This is a genomic window from Burkholderia sp. AU4i, from assembly GCF_000466765.1.
Lineage (GTDB): Bacteria > Pseudomonadota > Gammaproteobacteria > Burkholderiales > Burkholderiaceae > Burkholderia > Burkholderia cepacia.
Genome location: NZ_ASSI01000125.1, coordinates 25661 through 50577, shown reverse-complemented (window position 1 = coordinate 50577; position 24917 = coordinate 25661). Strand labels below are relative to the sequence as shown.

Below are 24917 nucleotides of genomic sequence, written 5' to 3'. Positions count from 1 at the left end.
GCCCGCGCGCCGCCCGCGGCGCGCCCTGACGAAACACCCGCAATGCGACACAACCCGAGTCAAGCGAGGCAACCAGCATGAACCATGAAGTCATCATCACCTGCGCCGTCACCGGCGCGGGCGATACGGTCGGCAAGCATCCGGCGATTCCGGTCACGCCGAAGGAGATCGCGGCCGCCGCGATCGAGGCCGCGAAGGCCGGCGCGACCGTAGCGCACTGCCACGTGCGCGATCCGCAGACGGGGCGCGGCAGCCGCGACCCGAACCTGTACCGCGAAGTGGTCGACCGTATCCGCTCGGCCGACGTCGACGTGATCATCAACCTGACGGCCGGCATGGGCGGCGATCTCGAGATCGGCCCGGGCGAGGACCCGATGCGTTTCGGCAAGGGCACCGACCTGGTCGGTGGCCTCACACGCCTCGCGCATGTCGAGGAGTTGCTGCCCGAAATCTGCACGCTCGACTGCGGCACGCTGAATTTCGGCGACGGCGACTACATCTACGTGTCGACACCCGCGCAATTGCGCGCCGGCGCGAAGCGCATCCAGGAACTCGGCGTGAAGCCGGAGCTGGAAATCTTCGACACGGGCCATCTGTGGTTCGCGAAGCAGTTGCTGAAGGAGGGGCTGCTCGACGATCCGCCGCTGTTCCAGCTGTGCCTCGGCATTCCCTGGGGCGCGCCGGCCGATACGGGCACGATGAAGGCGATGGTCGACAACCTGCCGCCGGGCGCGCACTGGGCGGGCTTCGGGATCGGCCGCATGCAGATGCCGATGGTCGCGCAGGCGATGCTGCTCGGCGGCCACGTGCGCGTCGGCCTCGAAGACAACATCTGGCTCGATCGCGGTGTGCATGCGACCAACGGCACGCTCGTCGAGCGCGCGAGAGAGATCGTCGAACGGCTCGGCGCCCGGGTGCTGACGCCGGCCGAAGGCCGCCGCAAGCTCGGCTTGCCCGCACGGGGCGAGCGTCCGCTCGAACGCCGGGCGGTCGCCGAGTTCGCGTGAGCGGTTGCGCCGACTGACCGACATGACGCGGCGGCACGCCCAGCGCGGCCGCCCACCGATTTCCCCTGATTTGAAGGATGCGTTGACATGGCTGTGAAGACCGACATCAAGACGTTCGCCGCCATCGGCACCGGCGTGATCGGCAGCGGATGGATTTCCCGCGCGCTCGCGCACGGTCTCGACGTGGTCGTCTGGGACCCCGCGCCGGGCGCGGAGGAACGGCTGCGCGCGAACGTCGCGAACGCGTGGCCCGCGCTCGAGCGCGTCGGCCTCGCGCCCGGCGCCGATCCCGCGCGGCTGCGTTTCGTGGAGACGATCGAAGCATGCGTCGCCGATGCCGATTTCATCCAGGAAAGCGCGCCCGAGCGCGAGGCGCTTAAGCTCGAACTGCACGAGCAGATCAGCCGCGCGGCGAAACCCGACGCGATCATCGCGTCGTCGACGTCGGGCCTGCTGCCGACGGATTTCTACGCGCGGGCGACGCATCCGGAGCGCTGCGTGGTCGGCCACCCGTTCAATCCCGTCTACCTGTTGCCGCTCGTCGAGGTGCTCGGCGGCGCGCGCACGTCGCCGGAAGCGGTCGAAGGCGCGATGGAGATCTATCGCAAGCTCGGCATGCGGCCGCTGCACGTACGCAAGGAAGTGCCGGGCTTCATCGCGGACCGGCTGCTCGAGGCGTTGTGGCGCGAGGCGCTGCACCTCGTCAACGAAGGCGTCGCGACGACCGGCGAGATCGACGACGCGATCCGCTTCGGCGCGGGCATCCGCTGGTCGTTCATGGGCACCTTCCTGACCTACACGCTCGCCGGCGGCGACGCGGGCATGCGACACTTCATGCAGCAATTCGGCCCCGCGCTCGAACTGCCGTGGACGAAGCTGGTCGCGCCCACGCTCACCGATGCGCTGATCGACAGCGTCGTCGAAGGCACGACCGAACAGCAGGGCACGCGCAGCATCAAGGAACTCGAACGCTATCGCGACGAGTGCATCACCGAGGTGCTGAAGTCGATCGCCGCGGTGAAGGCGCGGCACGGGATGCGATTCGAGGACTAAGGGACTAAAGCACTAAAGGACTGAAGGCGATGACCGGCGATACCCCGCTGACGATATACCGCGACGTGGTGCGGCCCGAATGGGTCGACTACAACGGCCACCTGCGCGATGCGTTCTACCTGCTGATCTTCAGCTTCGCGACCGATGCGCTGCTGGATCGCATCGGCCTCGACGACGCCGCGCGCCGCGAGCGGGGCCGCTCGGTCTACACGCTCGAAGCGCACGTGAACTACCTGCACGAGATCAAGGAGGGCACGCAGGTGCGTGTCGATGCGCGCGTGCTGGCGCATGACGCGAAGCGGCTGCACCTGTATCTCGAGCTGTTCGCGGACGGGCATGACGACGCGGTATCGGCGAGCGAGCAGATGCTGCTGCACGTCGATACGCGCGACGGCGCGAAATCGGCGCCGTTCGACGACGACGTGGCCGCACGCGTGGCCGGGCTGCATGCGTTGCAGCGCGATTGCGCGGCACCCGCGTATGCGGGCCGCGTGATCGCGCTGCCGCCGCGCCGATAGCGGGCGCGAACCTTCAAGCGCGGAGCGCACACGATGCTCGAACCGGAAATCGCGGCGTTCGTCGCTGCCGTCGACGCGTGGTATCCGGCCGACGCGGCCGAACGCGCGCCCGCCGAGCAGCGCCGCCTCTACGACCGCTTCGCGGCCGAATGGACGCCGGCCGCGCTGCCGACCGGCATCGTGCAGCAGGACGCCGTCTGGCAGGCGCCTGACGGCCGCGCGATCGCGCTGCGGCGCTACACGTCCGCGCAGGGTGCGCCGCGCGGCACGGTGCTGTTCTTGCATGGCGGCGGCTTCGTCGTCGGCTCGCTCGACAGTCATGCGCTGATCACCGCGCAACTGGCGGCCGATACGGGGCTCGACGTGATCGCGGTCGACTACCGGCTGGCGCCAGAGCATCGCGCGCCGGCCGCGCTCGAAGATTGCCTGGCCGTCACGCGCGCCGCACGCGACGCGCGCTGGCCGTTCGGGCCGTGCGCGCATCCGCTGACGCTCGCGGGCGACAGCGCGGGCGGCATGCTCGCGGCGGCCGTGGCCACCGCGTTGCGCGATGCGGGCGAAGGCGGTGTCGACGGCATCGCGCTCGTCTATCCGATGCTCGGGTTCGAACCGCAATCGCCGGCGCGCGAAACGGAAGCGCACGCGCCGATGCTGACGCTCGACGATGTCCATCGTTATCGCGCGCTGTACTGGAACGGCGACTTGTCCGATGCGCTGGGAGACGGCAATCCGCTGTTGCGCGCGTCGGTGCCGCTCGCGGCGGCGCGTTTCGACGGCCTGCCGCCCGTTCTCGCGATCGGCGCCGAACACGATCCGCTGCGCGACGATGCGCGCGTGTACGTCGAACGGATTCGCGCGGCCGGCGGTGCCGCGCACTACTGGATGGGAGAGGGGCTGGTGCACGGCTGCTGGCGCGCGCTCGGAACGAGCCCGCAGGCGGCGCGGATGCACCGGACGGTCGGCGGGTTTCTGCTCGCACCACACGCGTAGCGGGCGTTTCCGGGAGGCAACGATGCAGGCAGCGCAACACCGTATCGAGGACTGGCGGACGTTTTCGGTCGACGCGACCATTGCGGCGGTCGCGATTGGCGACTCAGCGGTGGACGTCGAGTGGAGCGACACACGACGATCGCCGTTTCATTTCGACTGGCTGCGCGACAACTGCGCGTGCTCCGCATGCGTGCATGCCGTCACGCGTGAACAGGTGTTCGAGATCGCCGACGCGCGCGAGGATCTCGCCGCGCGCGCGGTGCACATCGAAGCCGACGGCGCGCTGCATGTCGAGTGGAACGACGGACATCGCAGCGCGTGGTCACCGGGATGGTTGCGCGCGCATGCGTACGACGACGCGTCGCGCGCCGAGCGCCAGGCCGCGCACGGGCGGCACGTGTGGGCCGGCGACGATGCGACGGCCATCGGCGTGTTCGCGTGGCGCGACGTGATGGAGGACGACGGCGCATTGCTCGCATGGCTCGCCGCGTTGCAGCGCACCGGGCTGACGCTCGTCGAAGGCGTGCCGGCCGAGCGCGGGCGCGTCGACGAGATCGCGCGCCGCGTCGGCCTGATCCGCGAGAGCAATTTCGGTGTGCTGTTCGACGTCGAATCGAAGCCGCGCCCGGACAGCAATGCGTATACGTCGCTGAACCTGCCGCCGCATACCGATCTGCCGACCCGCGAGTTGCAGCCGGGCGTGCAGTTCCTGCATTGCCTGGCGAACGATGCGACCGGCGGCGACAGCGTGTTCCTCGACGGCTTCGCACTGGCGGATGCGCTGCGGCGCGAGCATCCGGCCGATTTCGAGCAACTCGCGTCGACGCCGTTCGAGTTCTGGAACAAGAGTGCGAACAGCGACTATCGCTGCTCGGCGCCGGTGATCGGGCTCGATGCGCGCGGCAACGTGACCGAGGTGCGCGTCGCGAACTTCCTGCGCGGGCCGCTCGATGCGCCGGCCGGCTCGGTCGCGGCCGTCTATCGCGCGTACCGGCGGTTTCTCGTGCTTGCGCGCGAGCCGCGCTTTCGCGTGCAGCGCCGGCTGCGGGCGGGTGACATGTGGGCGTTCGACAATCGGCGCGTGCTGCATGCGCGCACCGAGTTCGATCCGTCGACCGGCCGCCGGCATCTGCAGGGCTGCTACGTCGATCGCGACGAATTGCTGTCGCGGTGGCGCGTGCTGTCGCGTTCGGCGTCGGCGCGGGCTCGTTGTTGAGACAACGGAATTGCCAGGTTGTGCCGGCGCGGTCCGGGGTGGCGTGCGGGCTGGCCGATGGGTACATCGAAAACGACGTACCGATCGGTCGGCAGATGGCCGGGGCTCCACGTTTCGTGTGCAACGCTTGCCGAAAGGCGGACCGCGCCTCGTGATCAATTCGGGAGGTCCGGTCATTCAGCCGATGGAACGACCGGATTCCTTGTGCTTGAAATCGAATGTTGGCGCTCCGTTTCGAGTTCCGGCGAAACTTGCGCGGCGATGCCTATTTCCCGAACAAGGTTGACGCGATGCGATCGGACACTGCGACGGCGCCCTGCGGCGTCAAGTGCGAGTCATCAAACATGACGATGCTGCCCCGCCCGATGCCGGCGCGCGTAATGCATCCTCGGGCATCGCACATCGCATCGTAAGCCGAGACATACTCGATTCCGAGTTGCGATGCCATCGCCGCGCCTTCCCGATCGTAGCGCTTCGATGCCGGATCGAGCCCGAAGTCTGTCCGAGAGGGTAACGTCTGATGATGTTCACGCCAGTAAAGCCAGTACAACTTGGGCAGAGCGCTTTGCCAGGTGGCGACCTGGCCAATCAGCACGATCCGCTTGACGCCGGCGGCCCGTAAAGCGCCGATCGTACCTGGCAGCGCCTGCAGCCGGTCGGAGCTCCAGTTCGCCGTCAGCAGCACTGTCGCCGGCTTTACCGTATGCACGAGTTCAAGTACGCGCGCGTTCGAATCCCGGCATCTTTCACTGCCACCATCGATCAGCGGCGGACAACCCGACGTACTCAATTGCGCAAATCGAATGCCCCGCTCGGCGCTCGCACTGCGGAGCCCCGGAGACAGCGCCGCGGCACGCGAGTCGCCCCAAAGCATGACGACCGGCCCTGACCCGCCATCCACGCAAGCCGGGCTGAATCCTCGATCGTCCCCCTCGAGATAGCATTGCCCTCGGCGCCAGATCCGGTCCCGGTCAAAATCAACACCATCGGCAAAGGCGCCAACCAACCGCGACATGCGGAATTCCAGGCCGCCTCGCGAATAATCGTTGTAGCCCGCAAAGGCGCACCCCGCCATCAGGACGATCAGCGTCGAGACAATCAGTCTCGGATAACGCGATTTTCTGATCGGCGTCTCGATATACCGATACGTCAGAAACGCCAGCGGAAAACAGGCCAGCAATGCGAGGGCACGCGACAACGCCGGCGTGGTGCCGCTACTCATGATCCGGAGCGCCGACAACAATGGCCAGTGAAACAGGTAGAGCGGATAGCTGATGAGACCGATCGTCACCAGCGGCCGGCCGCCTAGTGCGCGCTGCGCGAGCGGCGAGCGGGAACCGGCGTCGATCAACAGATACGCTGCAACGGTCGGGCCCAGCGCCAGCCCACCCGGAAATGGCAGGGATGGGTCGATGAGGGCGACGGACGCGGCCAACAACGCGATGCCGATACCCGCCTTCACGTTGGCCGAGGCGATCGATGGCAGCCGCTCGCCGGCAGTGTGGTGCCTGACCGCGAGGAATGCCCCGAGCATCGGCTCCCACGCACGCGTCAGTGGCGAATAGAATGCGCCGACCGGATCGTGCGACAGCGTGAGCACGCTCATCAGGAACGAGCCGAGGCCCACGATCGCAATCGGCCAGAAGGGCGAACTTCTCAGGCGCCACGCGCCGACCAGCAGCACGGGCCATACGAGATAGAACTGCTCCTCGACGCCGAGCGACCACAGGTGAAGGAGCGGCTTTTGTTCCGCGGAAACGTCGAAATAACCCGCCTCGTGCCAAAAGACCAGATTCGCGACGGAGGCGGCGCCGCCGGCGATGTGCTTGCCGAGTTGCTTGAACTCTTCCGGCAGCATGGTCTGCCAGCCGAATGCGTACAGCCCGACGAAAACGAGCAGCAGTGCAGGGAAGATCCGCCGAATCCTTCGCGCGTAGAAACCGGAAAAACTGAATGTGCCGGCATCGAGTTCGCGCAACGCGTGTTTCGTGATGACGTAGCCCGATATCACGAAGAACACGTCAACGCCGACGAAGCCGCCCGGTAACAGCGCGGGAAATGCGTGGAACAGGAGAACGGCGAGAACGGAAACCGCGCGAAGCCCGTCGATGTCGCGCCGATAGTCGGCTGTGCTGTTCCGCGGAAACGAATGACTTTTGGACGCGTAAAGCGTCCCTGGCGTCGGTTCGCTGCCGACGCCACCCCGTAACAAATCCATATTGGTCGTTGTTGTTCTGATCCGATCTGCCCTGGCACGGGAAAGTCGGACTGGTATTGAATTGTCGAAATTCGCTCGCTCTGCGGCGAGGCACCCCGTCGTATCCAAGTCCTGCGGATTTGCCCCGCGAAGTCGACGATCATTTGACTGAACGCGATCTCACGGTCGACCTCGGCCGCGGAAATGACTCACTACCTATCGGCAGCGACGCTGAAAACTTGAACGGAAAATTGCCGTACCTTGTGCGTTGGCTTTCGAGAGGGCTCGACGGGCAGCAGCGCCAGTTTTTTTATCGGCTCCAGCCGTGTGTCCCGAGTAATTCGGGTGCGCAGACGAAACTCGACACTTCGGTTGGATGGCTGTCAGGTGCCGTGCGTGCCGGTCCGTCGGCCGGTGAAGCGACATTCTCGGTTGACGAGACGGGGCAATCGAGACGCGGGATACGTCGTTGAACAGTCTTCGGTTGCGGCCGGGCGCAGGGTGACCCGGATTCGCCCCGGCCTTGCTTCGGCGATCGTGCTCGCTGCGGGGCTTCGCAAACGAAAAAGCGCCCGGACGCGAGGCGCCCGGGCGAAGCCACCCGCTGCCGGGCGGCGGAGGTATGCGTTTCATAAAAAAGGACGAGCCCCGCAAGGGGGCTCGTCCTGATGTTTCTTCATCGCGCTGCGCGCGGCGCCCGTCGGGGGCGCATCGGCTTACTGGCCGAAGAAGATCGAGTCGCGAGCGTTCGACGACGTTGCGGCCGGGGCGCCCGAGTGAACGGCCGGAGCCGGTTGCGCGCCGTAGCCGCTGGTGTCGGCACCATGAACACGCGCTTCGGCGCTCTGGATGTCGTTCGGGTAGTACGGGCTCGACAGGCCCGGCTTGTAGCCGGCTTGTTCGAGCTGAACCAGTTCGTTCTTCACTTGCGCGCGGGTCACGGTGCTTTGGGCGAATGCGCCGAACGAAGCGGACAGGGCGGCAGCGGCAACGACTGCGGAAACGAGCGATTTCATGATGACCTCCGGTGTTTTATTGAGTTCGCTCTCGACACCATGTCTTAAGCGATTGATCAAATCTTAGTCATCGGAAGGTTCAGGGTAAACGCTGATTTTGACGATAGATTGTTTCCTGGGCAGTAACAGTGGCGCGTCGACTCAGGCTTTCAACGGGCTTTCTTATCGGTTGGTGCAACAAGTATGAAGAATGTTGCGGAGGCCGGCACGCATTTCAGCGCGCCTCGGCCGCCGCGTCGAACGGCCGGCCCGGCGAACGTCCGGCCGGCGCGCCCGAGCTGAGGAAGCGCACGCCCGTCGCGGCTTCCGATGCCTCCCACAGCAACGCCGCCGATCCCACGTCGCGGGCCGCGCGTGGCACGCTCGCGGGCGCCGGCAGCCCGCGCGACTCGAACCAGCCGGACGGCCCGATATACGCGCCGCCCGCGAGATCGGGCGCGGTCGCCGCATGAATCGCGGGCAGCGCCCCCTGGTCGGCCGGCTGCGCGAGATAACGGTTCGCGGCCCGCATCAGCGCCGCACGCGCGGGCGAGCTGTCCATCGCCGGGCCCGCGAACTGCAGGTTGGTTGCCGCGTAGCCCGGGTGCGCGGCCACGCTGATCCCGGCGAACGCCGCGCACTCGAAACGGCGCTGCAGTTCGATCGCGAACACGAGGTTCGCGAGCTTGCTGTCGCAATAGGCGAGATAACGGTTGTAGCGGCGCTCGGCGCGCAGGTCGTCGACGCGGATCCGGCCGCCGCGGTTGAGGCCGCTCGACATCGTCACGACCCGCGGCCGGCGTGCGGCGCGCAGCGCGGGCAGCAGATGGCCGGTCAGCGCGAAATGGCCGAGGTGGTTGGTGCCGAACTGCATCTCGAAGCCGTCGCGCGTATGGCGCAGCGGCAGGAACATCACGCCGGCGTTGTTGCAGAGGATATCGACGCGGCCATGGCGTTCGGCCACATCGGCGGCGAAGCGTGCGATCGAGGCGAGATCGGCGAGGTCGAGCGCGTCGACTTCGACGCGGGCATCGGGATGGAGCCGGCGGATCGCATCGGCGGCCTGCGCGGCGCGGGCCGCGTCGCGGCAGCCCATCACGACGGTCGCGCCTTTCGCGGCCAGCGTTTCCGCGAGTTGCCAGCCGAGCCCGCTATTGGCACCGGTCACGACCGCGACCTTGCCGCCCTGCGCCGGCACGTGGCGCGCGCTCCATGCATGCATGTCTGCCTCCATCGGCGCGACCGGATGGCCGCGGCACGTAATCGTTACATCGAGTGGTGTAACGATAGTGCGCGTGGTCGTGGCAGACAAGCAGGGGAATTAGACCGGCGCTTCTAGGGCTTGCGCATCGTGAGGCACCGCATGCCGCGATGCGCGGCCGGCAGGATTTACCTGCCGCCGGCCAGCGCGAGCACTTCGGCGGCGGAGATCATCGCGGCCGCGTTCGCGGGCGCCGGGCGTTCGGCCGGGCGGAAGACTTCGTCGCCGCGCTGGATGACCTGGCGCGACAGCGCGCACGTGCCGGTGCGTTGCGCGAAGCGGCGGCGCCAGCGCTGTTCACCGTAGTGACAGCGGCCGGGCTCGACCCAGCGGACGACGAGTAGCGTATCGGAGCGTTCGAGAATTTCGACGTGGACGTCGGCGGGATCGAGCACAGGCAGGGATTTGGAGGCCTTCATTTTGCCGTTTCCTAAAGCTCGTGCGGTTCGGCCGTGGCAGTGGATGTCACTACCCGATGGCGAATCCGTAGCGGTTTCCATGAGTGGTGCGCTAAATGTAAGCGTCTGTGACCGGAAAAAACATCCTGTCTGGCTCAAATTACCTTTTGCCGATTTAGAAACAATCCACGCTTATTTTCTTGGAAAACCAAAGACAAAAACGCCCCGGACATGAAGTCCGGGGCGGGAAATCGGCCTGCGCGCCGTGTCTGCTCGCCCAGTCACGGAGCCCATCGCCGGGGGACGGAGGTGCCCGCAGGGATCGAACGCGGGCGGGGAGGCGATGGACCGGTAGCGCAGTCCGGTACGTCATGATGGCGCGCGCATCCCGTTGAGACCCTGACGCGAACATGACTTTTTCGCCAGTTTGGCGCAGCGCCGCGCCGGGGCGTGTCTGGATAAACGGCTGGACGGCCCGTCGGTATTGGGTGTGCGCGGATCCCGGGACAGGCGCCGGCGGGCCGTCGAATGCCGGATGCTCGCTCGACCGCCCGATTTCCACGCCCGGGTAAATACTGAATTCCGATTTCGTGACAAACGCAAAGTCGGCTCCTATGATTGGTTGGACCTTTAGTCCTTTGTGCCAATCGGCCGACGGGTGGTCGGTTTTTTTCGGGAGAGTCGCTCATGAGATTGCAGGGCAAACGCGCGCTGGTGACGGCGGCCGGGCAGGGTATAGGCCGCGCGACCGCGCTGCGGTTCGCGAGCGAGGGCGCCGACGTGCTGGCGACCGACATCAACGAAGCCGCGCTCGTGCGGCTCGAGGCCGACGCCGAACGCGCGGGCAGCCGGCTGGCCACGCGGCGGCTCGACGTCACCGATGCGCAGGACGTCGCGGCACTTGCCGCGAACGAGCGCGCGTTCGACGTGCTGTTCAACTGCGCGGGCTATGTCCACCACGGCTCGATCCTCGACTGCGACGACGACGCATGGGCGTTCTCGCTGAACCTGAACGTCACGTCGATGTATCGCCTGATTCGCGCGCTGCTGCCCGCGATGCTCGAAGCGGGCGGCGCGTCGATCATCAACATGGCGTCGGCCGCGTCGAGCGTGAAGGGCGTGCCGAACCGCTTCGTCTACGGCACGACCAAGGCGGCCGTGATCGGCCTGACCAAGGCGGTGGCCGCCGATTTCGTCGAGCGCGGCATCCGCTGCAACGCGATCTGCCCGGGCACGATCGAATCGCCGTCGCTGGAGCAGCGGATCGCGGACCAGGCGCGCATGCGCGACGTGTCGGCCGACGAGGTGCGCCAGGCGTTCGTCGCGCGCCAGCCGATCGGCCGCATCGGCACCGCGGACGAAGTGGCCGCGCTCGCGCTGTACCTCGCGTCCGACGAGGCGTCGTTCACGACTGGCGCGATCCATTTGATCGACGGCGGCTGGTCGAACTGACCGCGCCTTTCTCCGTTCACTTTCCATTTCCGTTCAAGACGACATGAAACTGCTGAGATTTGGCGACAAACACCATGAAAAACCGGGCCTGCTCGATGCGCAGGGCCACATCCGCGACCTGTCGGGCGTGATCGACGATCTCGCCGGCGATGCGCTGGCGCCGGCCTCGCTCGCGCGGTTGCGCGACATTCCGCCGTCGTCGCTGCCGCGGGTCGAAGGCACGCCGCGGCTCGGCGCGTGCGTCGGGCGCGTCGGCAAGTTCATCTGCATCGGGCTCAACTATTCCGACCACGCGGCCGAATCGGGGATGGAAGTGCCGAAGGAGCCCGTCGTGTTCGGCAAGTGGACGAGCGCGATCTCGGGGCCGAACGACGACGTCGAGATTCCGCGCGGCTCGGAGAAGACCGACTGGGAGGTCGAACTCGGCGTGGTGATCGGCCAGGGCGGTCGTTATATCGCGGAAGCCGACGCGCTGTCGCACGTGGCGGGCTACTGCGTCGTGAACGACGTGTCGGAGCGTGAATTCCAACTCGAACGCGGCGGCACGTGGGACAAGGGCAAGGGCAACGACACGTTCGGGCCGCTCGGCCCGTGGCTCGTGACGGCCGACGAAGTGCCCGATCCGCATGCGCTGCGGCTGTGGCTCGACGTCGACGGCCATCGCTACCAGAACGGCACGACCGCGACGATGGTGTTCCGCGTGCCGCACCTGATCAGCTACCTGAGCCGCTTCATGAGCCTGCAGCCGGGCGACGTGATCTCGACCGGCACGCCGCCGGGTGTCGGCCTCGGGCAGAAGCCGCCCGTCTATCTGCGCGCCGGGCAGATGATCACGCTCGGTATCGACGGGCTCGGCGAGCAACGCCAGCGCACCGTGCAGGCCTGATTCCCTTTCGCGGACGATTCGTCATGCCTATCATTCGATCGATGCGCGTCCTCGACGTGCGCTTCCCGACCTCGCGCCAGCTCGACGGCTCCGATGCGATGAACCCGGACCCCGATTATTCGGCCGCGTACGTCGTGCTCGAAACCGACCGCGACGGGCTCGAAGGTCACGGCCTCACGTTCACCATCGGGCGCGGCAACGAGATCTGCTGCGCGGCGATCGATGCGATGCGTCACCTCGTCGTCGGCCTCGACCTCGACTGGATTCGCGCGGACATGGGCCGCTTCTGGCGGCACGTCACGTCGGACAGCCAGTTGCGCTGGATCGGCCCCGACAAGGGGGCGATTCATCTGGCGACGGGGGCCGTCGTCAACGCGGTGTGGGATCTGTGGGCGAAAGCCGAACGCAAGCCGTTATGGCGGCTCGTTGCCGACCTGAGCCCCGAGGAACTGGTGCGCGCGATCGACTTCCGCTACCTGACGGACTGCCTGACGCCGGACGAAGCGCTCGACCTGTTGCGCAGGCAGGCGCCGGGCAAGGCCGAACGGATCGCGATTCTCGAGCGCGACGGCTACCCGTGCTACACGACGTCGGCCGGCTGGCTCGGCTACAGCGACGACAAGCTGCGGCGGCTGTGCCGCGAAGCCGTCGAAGCCGGGTTCGACCACGTGAAGCTGAAAGTCGGCGCGAACCTGGAGGACGATATCCGCCGCGTGACGATCGCGCGCGAAGTGATCGGCCCGGACCGCAAGCTGATGATCGACGCGAACCAGGTGTGGGAAGTGGACGAGGCGATCGACTGGGTGCGCGAGCTGGCGTTCGCGCGGCCGTGGTTCATCGAGGAGCCGACGAGCCCCGACGATGTCGAAGGGCATCGCACGATCCGCGAAGCGATCGCGCCCGTGCAGGTCGCGACCGGCGAGATGTGCCAGAACCGCGTCCTGTTCAAGCAGTTCATCGCGCGCGGCGCGATCGACGTCGTGCAGATCGATGCGTGCCGGCTCGGCGGCGTGAACGAGATTCTCGCGGTGATGCTGATGGCCGCGAAGTACGGGCTGCCCGTCTGCCCGCATGCGGGCGGCGTCGGGTTGTGCGAATACGTGCAGCACCTGTCGATGATCGACTACGTGTGCATTTCCGGCACGAAGGAAGGGCGCGTGACGGAGTACGTCGATCACCTGCACGAGCATTTCGTCGAACCGTGCATCGTGCGCGGCGCGGCCTACATGCCGCCGACGGCGCCCGGTTTCTCGATCGAGATGAAACCCGAATCGCTGGAGCAGTACCGGTTCCGGGGCTGAGGCACGGCGCGCGCGACGCGCGTCGTGCGCGCCGACAACTTGAACGACGGAGACGCGAAGTGGATTTGAATCTGCAACACAAGGTCGTGATCGTGACCGGCGGCGCATCGGGCATCGGTGCCGCGATCTCGATGCGGCTTGCCGAAGAAGGCGCGATTCCGGTGGTGTTCGCGCGCCACGCGCCCGACGATGCGTTCTGGCGCGCACTCGTGCAGAAGCAGCCGCAGGCCGCGTGCATGTCGGTCGAGTTGCAGGACGATGCACAGTGCCGCGACGCGGTTGCGCAGACCGTCGCGCGCTTCGGTCGTCTCGACGGCCTCGTCAACAACGCGGGCGTCAACGACGGTGTCGGGCTCGATGCCGGTCGCGATGCGTTCGTCGCGTCGCTCGAGCGCAACCTGATCCACTACTACGTGATGGCGCACTACTGCGTGCCGCACCTGAAGGCGACGCGCGGCGCGATCGTCAACGTCTCGTCGAAGACGGCCGTGACCGGCCAGGGCAACACGAGCGGCTATTGCGCGTCGAAGGGCGCGCAACTCGCGCTGACACGCGAATGGGCCGTTGCGTTGCGCGACGACGGCGTGCGCGTGAACGCGGTGATTCCGGCCGAGGTGATGACGCCGCTTTACCGCAACTGGCTCGCCGGTTTCGACGACCCCGACGCGAAGCTGGCGGGCATCGCCGGCAAGGTGCCGCTCGGCAAACGCTTCACGACGGCCGACGAGATCGCCGATACGGCCGTATTCCTGCTGTCGGCACGCGCATCGCACACGACGGGCCAGTGGCTGTTCGTCGACGGCGGTTATACGCATCTCGACCGTGCGATCAGCTGAGGGCCGCGCTCCATGCAACCCGACCCGAACCTGACTGCCGCGCCGCCGCTGATCGCCTTGACCGGCATCGGCAAGCGCTTCCCGGGCGTGCAGGCGCTCGACGATTGCCGTTTCGACCTGCGTGCCGGCGAAGTGCATGCGCTGATGGGCGAGAACGGCGCCGGCAAATCGACGTTGATGAAGATCCTCGCGGGCGTGTACCAGCGCGACGGCGGCGAGATCCGGATGGACGGCCGTGCGGTGGAGATCGCCGATCCGCGCGCCGCGCAGGCGCTCGGGATCGGCATCATCCATCAGGAACTGAACCTGATGAACCACCTGAGCGTCGCGCAGAACATCTTCATCGGCCGCGAGCCGCGCGGCCGCTTCGGCGTGTTCGTCGACGAAGACACGCTGAATCGCGATGCCGCCGCGATCTTCCGGCGGATGCGGCTCGATCTCGACCCGCGCACGCCGGTCGGCCGGCTGACGGTCGCGAAGCAGCAGATGGTCGAGATCGCGAAGGCACTGTCGTTCGACTCGCGCGTGCTGATCATGGACGAGCCGACCGCCGCGCTCAACAACGCGGAGATCGCCGAGCTGTTCCGCATCATCCGCGACCTGCGCGCGAACGGCGTCGGCATCGTCTACATCTCGCACAAGATGGACGAGCTGCGCCAGATCGCCGATCGCGTGACCGTGATGCGCGACGGCAAGTACGTCGCGACCGTGCCGATGGCGGATACGTCGATGGACGCGATCATCGCGATGATGGTCGGCCGCCAGCTCGCGACGGAATTCCGCACGCCGCCCGATACGTCCGCGAACGACGTCGCGCTCGAAGTGCGCGGGCTGTCGCGCGGCCGCGCGATCCGCGACGTCGGTTTCACGCTGCGGCGCGGCGAGATCCTCGGCTTCGCGGGGCTGATGGGCGCGGGCCGCACCGAGGTCGCGCGCGCGGTGTTCGGCGCCGACCCGATCGACGCGGGCGAGATCCGCGTGCACGGCAAGACCGTGACGATCCGCACGCCGGCCGATGCGGTGAAGCACGGCATCGGCTATCTGTCCGAGGATCGCAAGCACTTCGGGCTCGCGGTCGGGATGGACGTGCAGAACAACATCGCCATGTCGAGCATGCGTCGCTTCGTGCACCGTGGCGTGTTTCTCGACGCGCGCGCGATGCGCGACACCGCACACGCGTATGTGCGGCAGCTCGCGATCCGCACGCCGTCGGTCGCGCAGCCCGCACGCCTGTTGTCGGGCGGCAACCAGCAGAAGATCGTGATCGCGAAGTGGCTGCTGCGCGACTGCGACATCCTGTTCTTCGACGAGCCGACGCGCGGCATCGACGTCGGCGCGAAGAGCGAGATCTACAAGCTGCTCGACGCGCTGGCCGCCGACGGCAAGGCGATCGTGATGATCTCGTCGGAACTGCCCGAGGTGCTGCGCATGAGCCACCGGATTCTCGTGATGTGCGAGGGGCGCGTGACCGGCGAGCTGCGCGCGGCCGACGCCACGCAGGAAAAGATCATGCAGCTCGCGACGCAGCGCGAGTCGACCGTGTTGTCCTGATTCAGACGCCGATCCATACGCCTATCCGATCATGTCCAACGATACGCATCCCGTTCCGCCCCTCGCGTCCGGCGATACGCCTGCCGGCGCATCGAGCCTGAAGTCGCGCTTCTTCAACCCCGCCGCGCGCCAGAAGCTGCTCGCGTTCGCGAGCCTCGTGCTGCTGATCGTGTTCTTCAGCTTCGCGTCGCCGAACTTCCTCGAAGTCGACAACCTCGTCACGATCCTGCAGGCCACCGCCGTGAACGGCGTGCTGGCGGTCGCGTGTACCTACGTGATCATCACGTCGGGCATCGACCTGTCGGTCGGCACGCTGATGACGTTCTGCGCGGTGATGGCCGGCGTCGTGCTGACGAAGTGGGGCATGCCGCTGCCGCTCGGGATCCTGGCCGCGCTGTTTTTCGGCGCGCTGTCGGGTTGCGTATCGGGCTTCGTGATCGCGAAGATGAAGGTGCCGCCGTTCATCGCGACGCTCGGCATGATGATGCTGCTCAAGGGGCTGTCGCTCGTGATCTCGGGCACGCGGCCGATCTACTTCAACGACACGCCGGGCTTCACGTCGATCGCGCAGGATTCGCTGATCGGCAACCTCATTCCGGCGCTGCCGATCCCGAACGCGGTGCTGATCCTGTTCCTCGTCGCGATCGGCGCGTCGATCGTGCTGAACCGCACGATCTTCGGCCGCTACACGTTCGCGCTCGGCAGCAACGAGGAGGCGCTGCGGCTGTCCGGCGTGAACGTCGACGCGTGGAAGATCGCGGTGTACACGTTCAGCGGCGCGGTGTGCGGGATCGCCGGGCTGCTGATCGCGTCGCGGCTGAACTCCGCGCAGCCGGCGCTCGGGCAGGGCTACGAGCTCGATGCGATCGCGGCCGTCGTGATCGGCGGCACGTCGCTGTCGGGCGGCGCGGGCAGCATCGTCGGCACCATCATCGGCGCGTTCATCATGAGCGTGCTGACCAACGGCCTGCGCATCATGTCGGTCGCGCAGGAATGGCAGACGGTCGTGACGGGCGTGATCATCATCCTGGCCGTCTACGTCGACATCCTGCGCCGGCGGCGCCGCTGATGCACGCAGGCATGTGCTTCACCGCCGGTTCCGGCCGGCGTTCCAGTCGTTCCAGTCGATACGAAAAAAGGAGACGCGAAGTGATCAGGAGCAAGGTGTTGAACGCGATCGTCGGGCTGACGTTCGCCGTCGGCGTCACGGCCGGTGCGCACGCGCAGGAAGCCTACATCCCGCTGATCTCGAAGGGCTTCCAGCATCAGTTCTGGCAGGCCGTGAAATCGGGCGCGACGCAGGCCGCGAAGGACTACAAGGTGAAGGTGACGTTCGAAGGGCCCGAAACCGAGGCGATGGTCGACAAGCAGATCGACATGCTGTCGGCCGCGATCGCGAAGAAGCCGGCCGCGCTCGGCTTCGCGGCACTCGACAGCAAGGCCGCGCTGCCGCTGCTGAAGAAGGCGCAGGCCGAGAAGATCCCGGTGATCGCATTCGACTCGGGCGTCGACAGCGACATCCCGGTGACGACGGCCGCGACCAACAACAAGGCCGCCGCCGCGCTGGCCGCCGACAAGCTCGCCGCGCTGATCGGCGACGAGGGCGAAGTGGCCGTGGTCGCGCACGACCAGACGAGCCGCACCGGCATCGACCGCCGCGACGGTTTTCTCGAGCGGATGAAGGCGGCGCACCCGAAGGTGCAGGTCGTGACCGTGCAGTACGGCGAAGGCGACCAGCTGAAGTCGACCGAGGTGACGAAGTCGATCCTGCAGGGGTACCCGAAGCTCAAGGGGCTGTTCGGCACCAACGAAGGCTCGGCGATCGGCGTGGTCAACGGCGTGCGTGAAATGAAGCGCAAGGTCGTGATCGTCGGCTACGATTCGGGCAAGCAGCAGAAGGACGCGATCCGCAGCGGGCTGATGGCCGGCGCGATCACGCAGAACCCGATCGGGATCGGCTACAAGACGGTCGAGGCGGCCGTGAAGGCGATCAAGGGCGAGAAGCTGCCGAAGGTCATCGATACCGGTTTCTACTGGTACGACAAGACCAATATCGACGATCCGAAGATCGCGGCAGTGCTGTACGACTGAACGCCGTGCCACGGCGCCGCCGCGCGCGGCGCGTAGCATGTGCGGCGGCGCGGCGGCGCGGCGGCGCGAGTGGCCGCCTGAGCAGAACACGAGGACACCATGGGCGCAGTGCGTATCGACTCCCATCAGCACTTCTGGCGTTATCGCGCGGCCGACTATCCGTGGATCGGCCCCGGCATGGAGGTGCTCGCGCGCGACTACCTGCCCGACGCGTTGCGGCCGCTGATGCATGCGCAGGCGCTCGGCGCGTCGATCGCGATGCAGGCGCGCGCCGGGCGCGACGAGACCGCGTTCCTGCTCGATCTCGCCCGCGACGACGCGCACATCGCGGCGGTGGTCGGCTGGGAGGATCTTGCCGCGCCGCAGCTTGCCGAGCGCGTCGCCGAATGGCGCAGCCCGAAGCTGCGTGGCTTCCGTCACCAGGTGCAGGACGAAGCCGACGCCGGCGCGTTCGTCGCCGATCCCGGCTTCAACCGCGGCATCGCGTGGCTGCAGGCGAACGGTTACGTGTACGACGTGCTTGTGTTCGAGCGCCAGTTGCCGGACGTGCAGGCGTTCTGCGCACGGCACGACGCGCACTGGCTCGTGCTCGATCACGCCGGCAAGCCCGCGCTGGCCGAATTCGAGCGCGACGAATCGGCGCTCGCGCGCTGGCGCGCCGCGTTGCGCGAGCTGGGCGCGCTGCCACACGTCGCGTGCAAGCTGTCGGGGCTCGTGACGGAAGCGGACTGGAAGCGCGGCCTGCGCGGGAAGGACGTCCGGCATATCGAGCAGTGCCTCGACGCGGCGCTCGACGCGTTCGGCCCGCAGCGGCTGATGTTCGGGTCGGACTGGCCGGTGTGCCTGCTGGCCGCGTCGTATGACGAAGTCGCGTCGATCGTCGAGCGCTGGGCCGAATCGCGGCTGTCGGCGGCCGAGCGCGGCGCGCTGTGGGGCGGGACGGCGGCGCGTTGTTACGCGGTGCCGGGCGATGCGAAGCGCGGCATATAAAATAGGCGCGAACGGCCCGTGCGCTTCGCCGGGCCGTCCGCAATGCAACCGATCACCAGCATCAACGTATGTCCATCCAGCCGATCCAGAACCGCCGCCTGTACCAGCAGATCGCCGACAAGCTCAGTGCGATGATCGAGTCCGGCGATTTTCCGCCGGGCAGTTACCTGCCGCCCGAGCGCGAACTGGCCGAACAGTTCGGCGTGTCGCGCACGTCGGTGCGTGAAGCGCTGATCGCGCTCGAAGTGAGCGGGCTCGTCAGCGTACGCGTCGGCGACGGCGTGAAGGTGCGCCACCCCGAAACGGCCGCCGCACCCGAACCCGCACCCGGCCTGGCAGGGAAGGCCGCGCCGTTCACGGTCATCGAGATCGATCCCGAACTCGGCATCGCACTCGATCTCGATACCGAAATCCCGCCGTTCGCGCTGTTGCAGGCGCGCCGGCTGATCGAGCCGGAAGCCGCGTCGCTTGCCGCGAAGCACGGCTCCGACGAGCAGATCGAAGGTATCCACGAGGCGTTCCTGCGCAACCAGGAAGACAACCGCAGCGGCTCGCTCACGCATCCGGGCGACCGGCTGTTTCATATCCGCATCGCGGAAGCGAGCGACAACGCCGCGTATGCGCTGATGATCAAGCAGCTGCTCGCGCACAAGTACGACCTGATGTTCCAGCGGCTGCAGTCGCTGTACATGCCGAACGACATGCCGCACCGATCGGAACTGGAACACCGCGCGATCCTCGATGCGATCCGCGCGCGCGACCCGGACGCCGCGCGCCGCGCGATGGCCGAGCACCTCGACGAAGTGATCCGCATCTTCGGGCGCGCGCTCGACTGAGCGCGCGTCGATGCGCTGCGCGGTCAGAAGCGATCCGCGCGATACGGCGCCGGATCGGTGAACGGCGCTTCGCCCGTCATCATCTCGGCCAGCAGGCGGCCCGTGACGGGGCCGAGCGTCAGCCCGTGATGGTTGTGCCCGAACGCGAACCACAGCCCGCGATGCGCGGGCGCGGGGCCGATCACCGGGCGCATGTCGGGCGTGCACGGCCGGAAGCCGAGCCACGGTTGCGGGTCGAGCCGCTCGCCGAAACCGAACACGGGGCGCGCGACGCGTTCCGCGCGTTCCAACTGCACGCCCGTTGGCGGAAGCCCGCGCCGCGCGATCTCGACGCCGGTCGTCAGCCGCAGCCCGCGCTTCATCGGTGCGATCACGTAGCCGTATTCGCGATCGACGATCGGCGCCGACGGCACGCCGCGCGCGGACGGCGCGTAATGCATGTGATAACCGCGCTTCTCGCGCAGCGGGATCTTGTAGCCGAACTTGCCGAACACCGTATCGGACCACGGGCCGAGCGCGACGACGACAGCCGGCGCGGCGGCCGTGCCGTCCTGCGTGTTCACTTGCCAGCCGGGCGAGAGTGCGTCGAGGCTCGCGGCGTCGCCAGTCAGCAGCGTGCCGCCGCCTTGCACGAACAGATGCGCATACGCTTTGACGAGCGCGGCCGGATCGACGACGCTTTTCGGATCGAGCCAGTGCAACGCGCCGCAGAAGCCGGGGGCGAGGCTCGGTTCGTGCGCGAGCAGCGCGGCGGCATCGAGCGGCGTGATGCCGAGCCCGTGGCGGCGTGCGGTGAGGCCGGCCTCGGCCACGCCGCGTTCGAATGCGGCGGGCGTGCGGAACGCTTCCAGCCAGCCGTTCGCGCGGATCAGTTCGCCGGCACCGGCCCGTGCGATCAGCGCGTCGTGCTCGACGATGCAGCGTTCGATCAGCGGCAGCATGTCGCGTGAAGCTGCCGCGTGGCGCAGCGGCGCCGATTCCCACCAGAAACGCGCGAGCCACGGCGCGAACGCGGGCAGCGACGCGCTGTGCCAGTAGAGATCGGTCGAGCGGTTCAGCGCGTAGCGCATCAGCGTGAACGGGCTGCGCGGGAACGGATACGGCTCGACCGACGAGCGCTCGATCAGCCCCGCGTTGCCGAAGCTCGTGCCTTCGCCGGGCGCACCGCGATCGACGAGGGCGACCTTGCGTCCGCGATCCTGCAGGTGCAGTGCGACGGAGACGCCGACGATGCCGGCGCCGAGAACGATGACGTCGAAGTCCATCTGTGGTGGTGAGTGACGGTTAGCCGGGAGAGCGCGAGATCGTGGCGGTTGTTTCGCCCGAACGGGAATTCGTTCGAACTGCAAGCATACTCGCGACGGCGCGGGGCGTGTTGCGGGCGGCGAGTTGTCGGCCGCTCGCGCGTCAGATCTCGATTCCGTGTTCCAGGAGCCGGGTGCGCAGCTCCTCGCGATGATCGCGTGCGACCCTCGCCAGCAGGCGTGTTGCTTGCGGTGTGTCGAGCATCGCGCGCTGCGCCGCGCCGGGGCGCGTCCACATCGAGACGGGATTGCGCAGCCACGTTTGCAGGTCGCGCGTCAGCGCGTCGTCCGGATCGTCCGGTTGCTCATTGCGTGCGGCAATCAGCACGATGCACACGAGACTGTCCCACTGATCCCGTGAGCAGATCGCACGTGCGGCATGGCGATCGCCGTATCGCTCGAGCACCTGTTCGATTTGCGCGAGCGAGACGAATGCGCCTTGCTCGCACAGGCGCACCGCGGTTTTGCGAATCCTGCGGGCGGGGTCCAGCAGCGCGCGCGCGGCCACCTCGTCCCGGATCGATGGCGACAAGCGAGCTAGCAGCACGAGTGCGTGTGCACGAACCGGGCTGCGCGCATCCGTCGAGAACCGCTCCATCGTCGCTATTGCGGCGGGCGCACGCAGTTCGGCGAGCAACGACAGCGCCGCGCGAACCCGAGTTCCGGACAACGAGCCCGTATCGAGCAGCGCAACGCAGCGGTCCGCGACATTCCGGCCGAGTTCGGTGAGCAACCGGGCCGCCGCGGCGCGCAAGCTGCCTTGCGAATCGAGCGTTGACCGCCACAGGAACGCCTCGGCGCCGTCGTCGATGCCCTGGTCGATCACGTGAACGAGTGCGGCGCGGCGAACCGGGCCGAACGGGGAGTCGGCCGCGAGATCGATGCAGCGCATGCGATCGCTTGCCGGCACGTCGTCGAGCATCGCCACCGCACGTCGGGCGAGCACGATGTCGCCGGAGGTCAGGCCGTGCGTGACCAGTTCGGCAGCCGGCAGGATCCGGTGATCGAATGCCACGAGGCAGGCGACGCGGCGCAGCCGGAAGTCCGGGGCGTGCATCGCGTCGACGATCGTATCGACGCCGCCTGCCTGCACCAGCCGCTGTTCGAATGCGTGCAGCCATGGGCCGTGATCTTCGCGCGTGGCCGACGTGAGCTGGCGCAACGACGGAAGCAGGGCGGCGAAGTGCGCGGCCGGCACGGTCGCGAGCAGTGTGACGAGTGCGTTCGTCGCGGCGCGCCGCACTTCGGGCACCCAGTCGTTGATGCGTGCGGCGATCGGTTCGAGCAGTGCGCTGTCGCCAAGCTCGACCGCTCGGGCGATCGCCGCTTCGCGAACATAGCCCGAGTAATGACCGATCGCCTGCGTGAGCAGCGCAACGTCGCGGCTCGCGGCGACCTTCTGCAGCGCGTCGGCGAGCGGCATCGCCTGGCCTTGCTGCAAGTAGACCGTGTGCGCGGGCGCCATGGATGGTGGCCGCGCGCCGAAAATCCTGGCGATGAGGTTCATTGGAATCAGCGAGGTGAGATGACGTGCAGTTTCGTCGTAAGAATCGACGGTGCCGGCCATTCTACGTCAGTGGCTTTCTCGGCAGCGGGCCGTCACCGGATGCGACGGACCGCGTTCGAGGGAATGCGCGGCCGCGTTCATCGGGTGGTCGCCACGCCATTGCGAACGGCGCATCGCGAGACATCCCGCCGCGATCGATCCGTTCGTACCGAGGCAATCCAAGATACAACCGGTGCGCCAATCCGCCGATCAATACTGCGGCGCCGACGCTGAATCGAAGACGATGTTCGCATTCACGCGCGGCGTTGCGAGCAAGGCGGATTCAGCGTGCTTGCTCCCCCTTCCCAGCGGGTGTTTCCCACTGGTGGATCACGCGGATTTTTACCTAAGATGAAGCAATCGTGCGCGTGATACGGTGCCTGCTCGCGCACGGAGGGAGGCGGGAGGCAGCGCCGGAGCGACGCCAGCGGATGTTGCCATCATGGATGCGAAAGTGTGCGCGGCGGCCGCCGGTTTTGCGACGGCAACGACGCCAACGTGCGCGGCGGCGATCGCCGCGCGGAAGACGGGCCGGCCCGGCCGTACCGCTCCACCGCGCCACGCACTTCTCGCAATCGTTTGCGTTCTGGGAGCGGCGCCGGCCGTGCTCGCGGGGGTACCCGCCGACACGGACGGTCCGTCCGACACCATGCACATCGCCGCCGCCGCAAGCCCTGCCGATTCCGCGGCGACACCCGATCGCGCCGTTTCGTCACACGACTCCGCCGTGCGTCAGGTCGTGCTCGGCATCGTCAGCTTCACGCGCTGGCCGACCATGCCCGTGCGCCTGCACCTGTGCGTCACCGGCCGCCCCGACTACGCGCGCGGCCTGACCGATACGCTGCAGGCCGGCTCGACGCTGCTCGACGTGCAGCATGTCCGTTTCGACGATCCGTCGCTCGGCATCGCGTGCGACGTCGTGTATCTCGGCACCTTGAACAACGACGAGAGAACGCGCGTCAGGAGCGCGCTGGCCGGCCATCCCGTCCTGACGATCGCGGAGCACGATCCGTCCTGCACCGCGGGCGGCATGTTCTGTCTCAATGTCGATGGCGAGCGCGTGTCGTTCGACATCAATCTCGATGCGGTGGCGCGCAGCGGCGTGCGCGTGCACCCGAACGTGCTGAATCTCGCACGACGGCCGGGGGCGCCATGATGCGGCCGTTGCTCCACCTGCCCCCTTCGCGCATGCCGCGCCCCACGCTGCAAAGCGTGCTGCGCCGCGCGCACCTGCGCCTCGCGTTCGTCGCCGTCGCGATGGCGGCCGTGTCGTTGATCGTCGTCGCCGTGATCGCGTTGCGTGCGTATGCCGGCAACAACCTGAACCTGCTGGCCCGCTCGCTCGGTTATACGGTCGAGGCGGCGCTCGTGTTCGGCGATCGCGTCGCGGCGAACGAGGCGATCGGAATGATCGCGAGCGAGGAAGACGTCGCGCAGGTCGTCGTCACCGACAGCAACGGCCAGCCGTTCGCGACGTGGCAGTTGCCAGCCGGCAACGGGATCGCGCGGCTCGAGCGCATCGTGGCCGACGTCGCGCTGCCCGGGCCCGTCGCGGTGCCGGTCGTGCATGACGGCATCGTCGTCGGGAAGGTCGTCGTGCGTGGCCGCGGGCACCAGTTCTTCGGCTTCCTGCTCGGCGGCATCGGCGGCATTCTCGGCTGCCTGGCCGTCAGCGTGTTCGGCGCGTATGTGAGCTCGAAACGCCTGCTGCGCAACATCGTCGCACCGCTGCGTGCGCTCGCCGGCGTCGCGCACGCGGTGCGGCGCGAACGGGCATTCGCGCGGCGTGTCGAGCCGGCGGCGATCGCGGAACTGAACGAGCTCGGCGACGACTTCAATGCGCTGCTCGACGAATTCGAAGACTGGCAGAACACGCTGCGCGACGAAAACGCGTCGCTCGAACACAGGGCGACGCACGATGCGCTTACCGGGCTGCCCAATCGCGTGCAGTTCGAGTCGCGCCTGGCGCGCGCGCTCGGCGACGCGAATGCGACGGGCCAGCGGGTCGCGATCCTGTATCTCGACTGCGATCGCTTCAAGGAGATCAACGATTGTCTCGGTCACGATGCAGGCGACGCGGTGCTGATCGGCGTCGCGTCGCGGCTGCGCACGCAGGTGCGCGAGACCGATCTGGTCGCCCGCCTCGGCGGCGACGAATTTGCGGTGATGCTGGCGGCGGTGCCCGAAGCGGGCAGCGTGTGCCGGATCGCCGATGAGATCTTGTCCGGCATGGCGCCGTCGATCGAGCTGTCCGACGGCCGCATGGTGGCCACCATGATGAGTGCCGGCGTAGCGCTGTATCCCGACCACGCATCGGACGCGAGCGGTTTGCTGCGCGCGGCGGATGCAGCGATGTACCGGGCCAAGCGCGCCCGGCCAGGCTCGTGGCAGCTGGCCGAAGGTGTCGCGGGACCGGTTTGATCGATTGCTTCGCGCTGCGGGCGAGGCCGCAGCCGCGGATGACAACAAGCGCGCCCGGCGCGGGCGCA

Annotated in this window: 22 protein-coding genes; 16 read left to right on the top strand and 6 right to left on the bottom strand. The window is 67.6% G+C overall.

All coding sequences use genetic code 11. The features are described 5' to 3' along the window. Positions 1–77: 77 nt before the first annotated feature. From L810_RS26855 to L810_RS26835, 5 genes are all read left to right on the top strand, one after another. The gene (locus L810_RS26855; protein ID WP_021161454.1) at positions 78–1007 is read left to right on the top strand and encodes a 3-keto-5-aminohexanoate cleavage protein; all 930 of its coding nucleotides are present in this window, start codon (positions 78–80) and stop codon (positions 1005–1007) included. Between the two features lie 87 nt (positions 1008–1094). Then, on the top strand, positions 1095–2060 hold the full coding sequence (locus L810_RS26850; protein WP_021161453.1) for an L-carnitine dehydrogenase: 966 nt from the start codon (positions 1095–1097) through the stop codon (positions 2058–2060). Between the two features lie 29 nt (positions 2061–2089). After that, positions 2090–2578 carry a thioesterase family protein gene (locus tag L810_RS26845; RefSeq protein ID WP_021161452.1) on the top strand — a complete coding sequence of 163 codons (489 nt, stop codon included), beginning with the start codon at positions 2090–2092 and terminating at the stop codon, positions 2576–2578. A gap of 33 nt (positions 2579–2611) precedes the next feature. Further along, the gene (locus L810_RS26840; protein ID WP_021161451.1) at positions 2612–3568 is read left to right on the top strand and encodes an alpha/beta hydrolase; all 957 of its coding nucleotides are present in this window, start codon (positions 2612–2614) and stop codon (positions 3566–3568) included. A 22-nt stretch (positions 3569–3590) separates the two neighbouring features. After that, entirely contained in the window at positions 3591–4784 is a 1194-nt protein-coding gene (locus tag L810_RS26835) for a TauD/TfdA family dioxygenase (RefSeq protein WP_021161450.1), read from the top strand. 265 nt (positions 4785–5049) lie between these two features. Here L810_RS26835 and L810_RS26830 read toward each other — a convergent pair whose 3' ends face one another. The 4 genes from L810_RS26830 to L810_RS26815 form a co-directional block, all read right to left on the bottom strand. After that, on the bottom strand, positions 5050–7002 hold the full coding sequence (locus tag L810_RS26830; RefSeq protein ID WP_021161449.1) for an acyltransferase family protein: 1953 nt from the start codon (positions 7000–7002) through the stop codon (positions 5050–5052). Between the two features lie 695 nt (positions 7003–7697). Continuing rightward, on the bottom strand, positions 7698–7997 hold the full coding sequence (locus L810_RS26825; protein ID WP_021161448.1) for a DUF4148 domain-containing protein: 300 nt from the start codon (positions 7995–7997) through the stop codon (positions 7698–7700). A gap of 214 nt (positions 7998–8211) precedes the next feature. Continuing rightward, positions 8212–9198, bottom strand: a complete 987-nt coding sequence (locus L810_RS26820; RefSeq protein WP_021161447.1) for an oxidoreductase — start codon at positions 9196–9198, stop codon at positions 8212–8214. A gap of 167 nt (positions 9199–9365) precedes the next feature. Beyond that, the gene (locus L810_RS26815; RefSeq protein ID WP_021161446.1) at positions 9366–9656 is read right to left on the bottom strand and encodes a DUF3331 domain-containing protein; all 291 of its coding nucleotides are present in this window, start codon (positions 9654–9656) and stop codon (positions 9366–9368) included. Positions 9657–10322: 666 nt separating this feature from the next. Between L810_RS26815 and L810_RS26810 the strand changes: the two genes are divergently transcribed. From L810_RS26810 to L810_RS26770, 9 genes are all read left to right on the top strand, one after another. After that, complete coding sequence (locus L810_RS26810; protein ID WP_021161445.1) at positions 10323–11087, top strand: SDR family oxidoreductase; 765 nt, start codon at positions 10323–10325, stop codon at positions 11085–11087. A 43-nt stretch (positions 11088–11130) separates the two neighbouring features. Then, the gene (locus L810_RS26805) at positions 11131–11973 is read left to right on the top strand and encodes an ureidoglycolate lyase (RefSeq protein WP_021161444.1); all 843 of its coding nucleotides are present in this window, start codon (positions 11131–11133) and stop codon (positions 11971–11973) included. Positions 11974–11996: 23 nt separating this feature from the next. After that, complete coding sequence (locus L810_RS26800; RefSeq protein ID WP_021161443.1) at positions 11997–13274, top strand: L-fuconate dehydratase; 1278 nt, start codon at positions 11997–11999, stop codon at positions 13272–13274. Between the two features lie 59 nt (positions 13275–13333). Further along, positions 13334–14110 carry an SDR family oxidoreductase gene (locus L810_RS26795; RefSeq protein WP_021161442.1) on the top strand — a complete coding sequence of 259 codons (777 nt, stop codon included), beginning with the start codon at positions 13334–13336 and terminating at the stop codon, positions 14108–14110. 12 nt (positions 14111–14122) lie between these two features. After that, entirely contained in the window at positions 14123–15661 is a 1539-nt protein-coding gene (locus tag L810_RS26790; protein ID WP_021161441.1) for a sugar ABC transporter ATP-binding protein, read from the top strand. 31 nt (positions 15662–15692) lie between these two features. Further along, entirely contained in the window at positions 15693–16730 is a 1038-nt protein-coding gene (locus L810_RS26785) for an ABC transporter permease (RefSeq protein WP_021161440.1), read from the top strand. 80 nt (positions 16731–16810) lie between these two features. Continuing rightward, a complete protein-coding gene (locus L810_RS26780; RefSeq protein WP_021161439.1) occupies positions 16811–17752 on the top strand; it encodes an ABC transporter substrate-binding protein in 942 nt (313 codons plus the stop codon). Positions 17753–17851: 99 nt separating this feature from the next. Next, entirely contained in the window at positions 17852–18742 is an 891-nt protein-coding gene (locus L810_RS26775) for an amidohydrolase family protein (protein ID WP_021161438.1), read from the top strand. A 68-nt stretch (positions 18743–18810) separates the two neighbouring features. Then, positions 18811–19578: a FadR/GntR family transcriptional regulator gene (locus tag L810_RS26770; RefSeq protein WP_021161437.1), complete on the top strand. Its 768-nt coding sequence runs from the start codon at positions 18811–18813 to the stop codon at positions 19576–19578. Between the two features lie 23 nt (positions 19579–19601). On the opposite strand, the gene L810_RS26765 is transcribed toward L810_RS26770, so the two are convergent. Together L810_RS26765 and L810_RS26760 are read right to left on the bottom strand one after the other, a co-directional pair. Then, positions 19602–20843, bottom strand: coding sequence for an NAD(P)/FAD-dependent oxidoreductase (locus tag L810_RS26765; protein WP_021161436.1), 1242 nt, complete (start codon positions 20841–20843; stop codon positions 19602–19604). A gap of 142 nt (positions 20844–20985) precedes the next feature. Next, positions 20986–22347 (bottom strand): hypothetical protein, encoded by a 1362-nt coding sequence (locus L810_RS26760; protein WP_226286341.1) that lies wholly within the window; start codon positions 22345–22347, stop codon positions 20986–20988. A 523-nt stretch (positions 22348–22870) separates the two neighbouring features. On the opposite strand from L810_RS26760, the gene L810_RS26755 reads away from it, so the two are divergent. Together L810_RS26755 and L810_RS26750 are read left to right on the top strand one after the other, a co-directional pair. Then, positions 22871–23584, top strand: coding sequence for a YfiR family protein (locus tag L810_RS26755; RefSeq protein WP_021161433.1), 714 nt, complete (start codon positions 22871–22873; stop codon positions 23582–23584). A gap of 32 nt (positions 23585–23616) precedes the next feature. Then, the gene (locus L810_RS26750; RefSeq protein ID WP_021161432.1) at positions 23617–24849 is read left to right on the top strand and encodes a diguanylate cyclase domain-containing protein; all 1233 of its coding nucleotides are present in this window, start codon (positions 23617–23619) and stop codon (positions 24847–24849) included. The last annotated feature ends 68 nt before the right edge of the window (positions 24850–24917 follow it).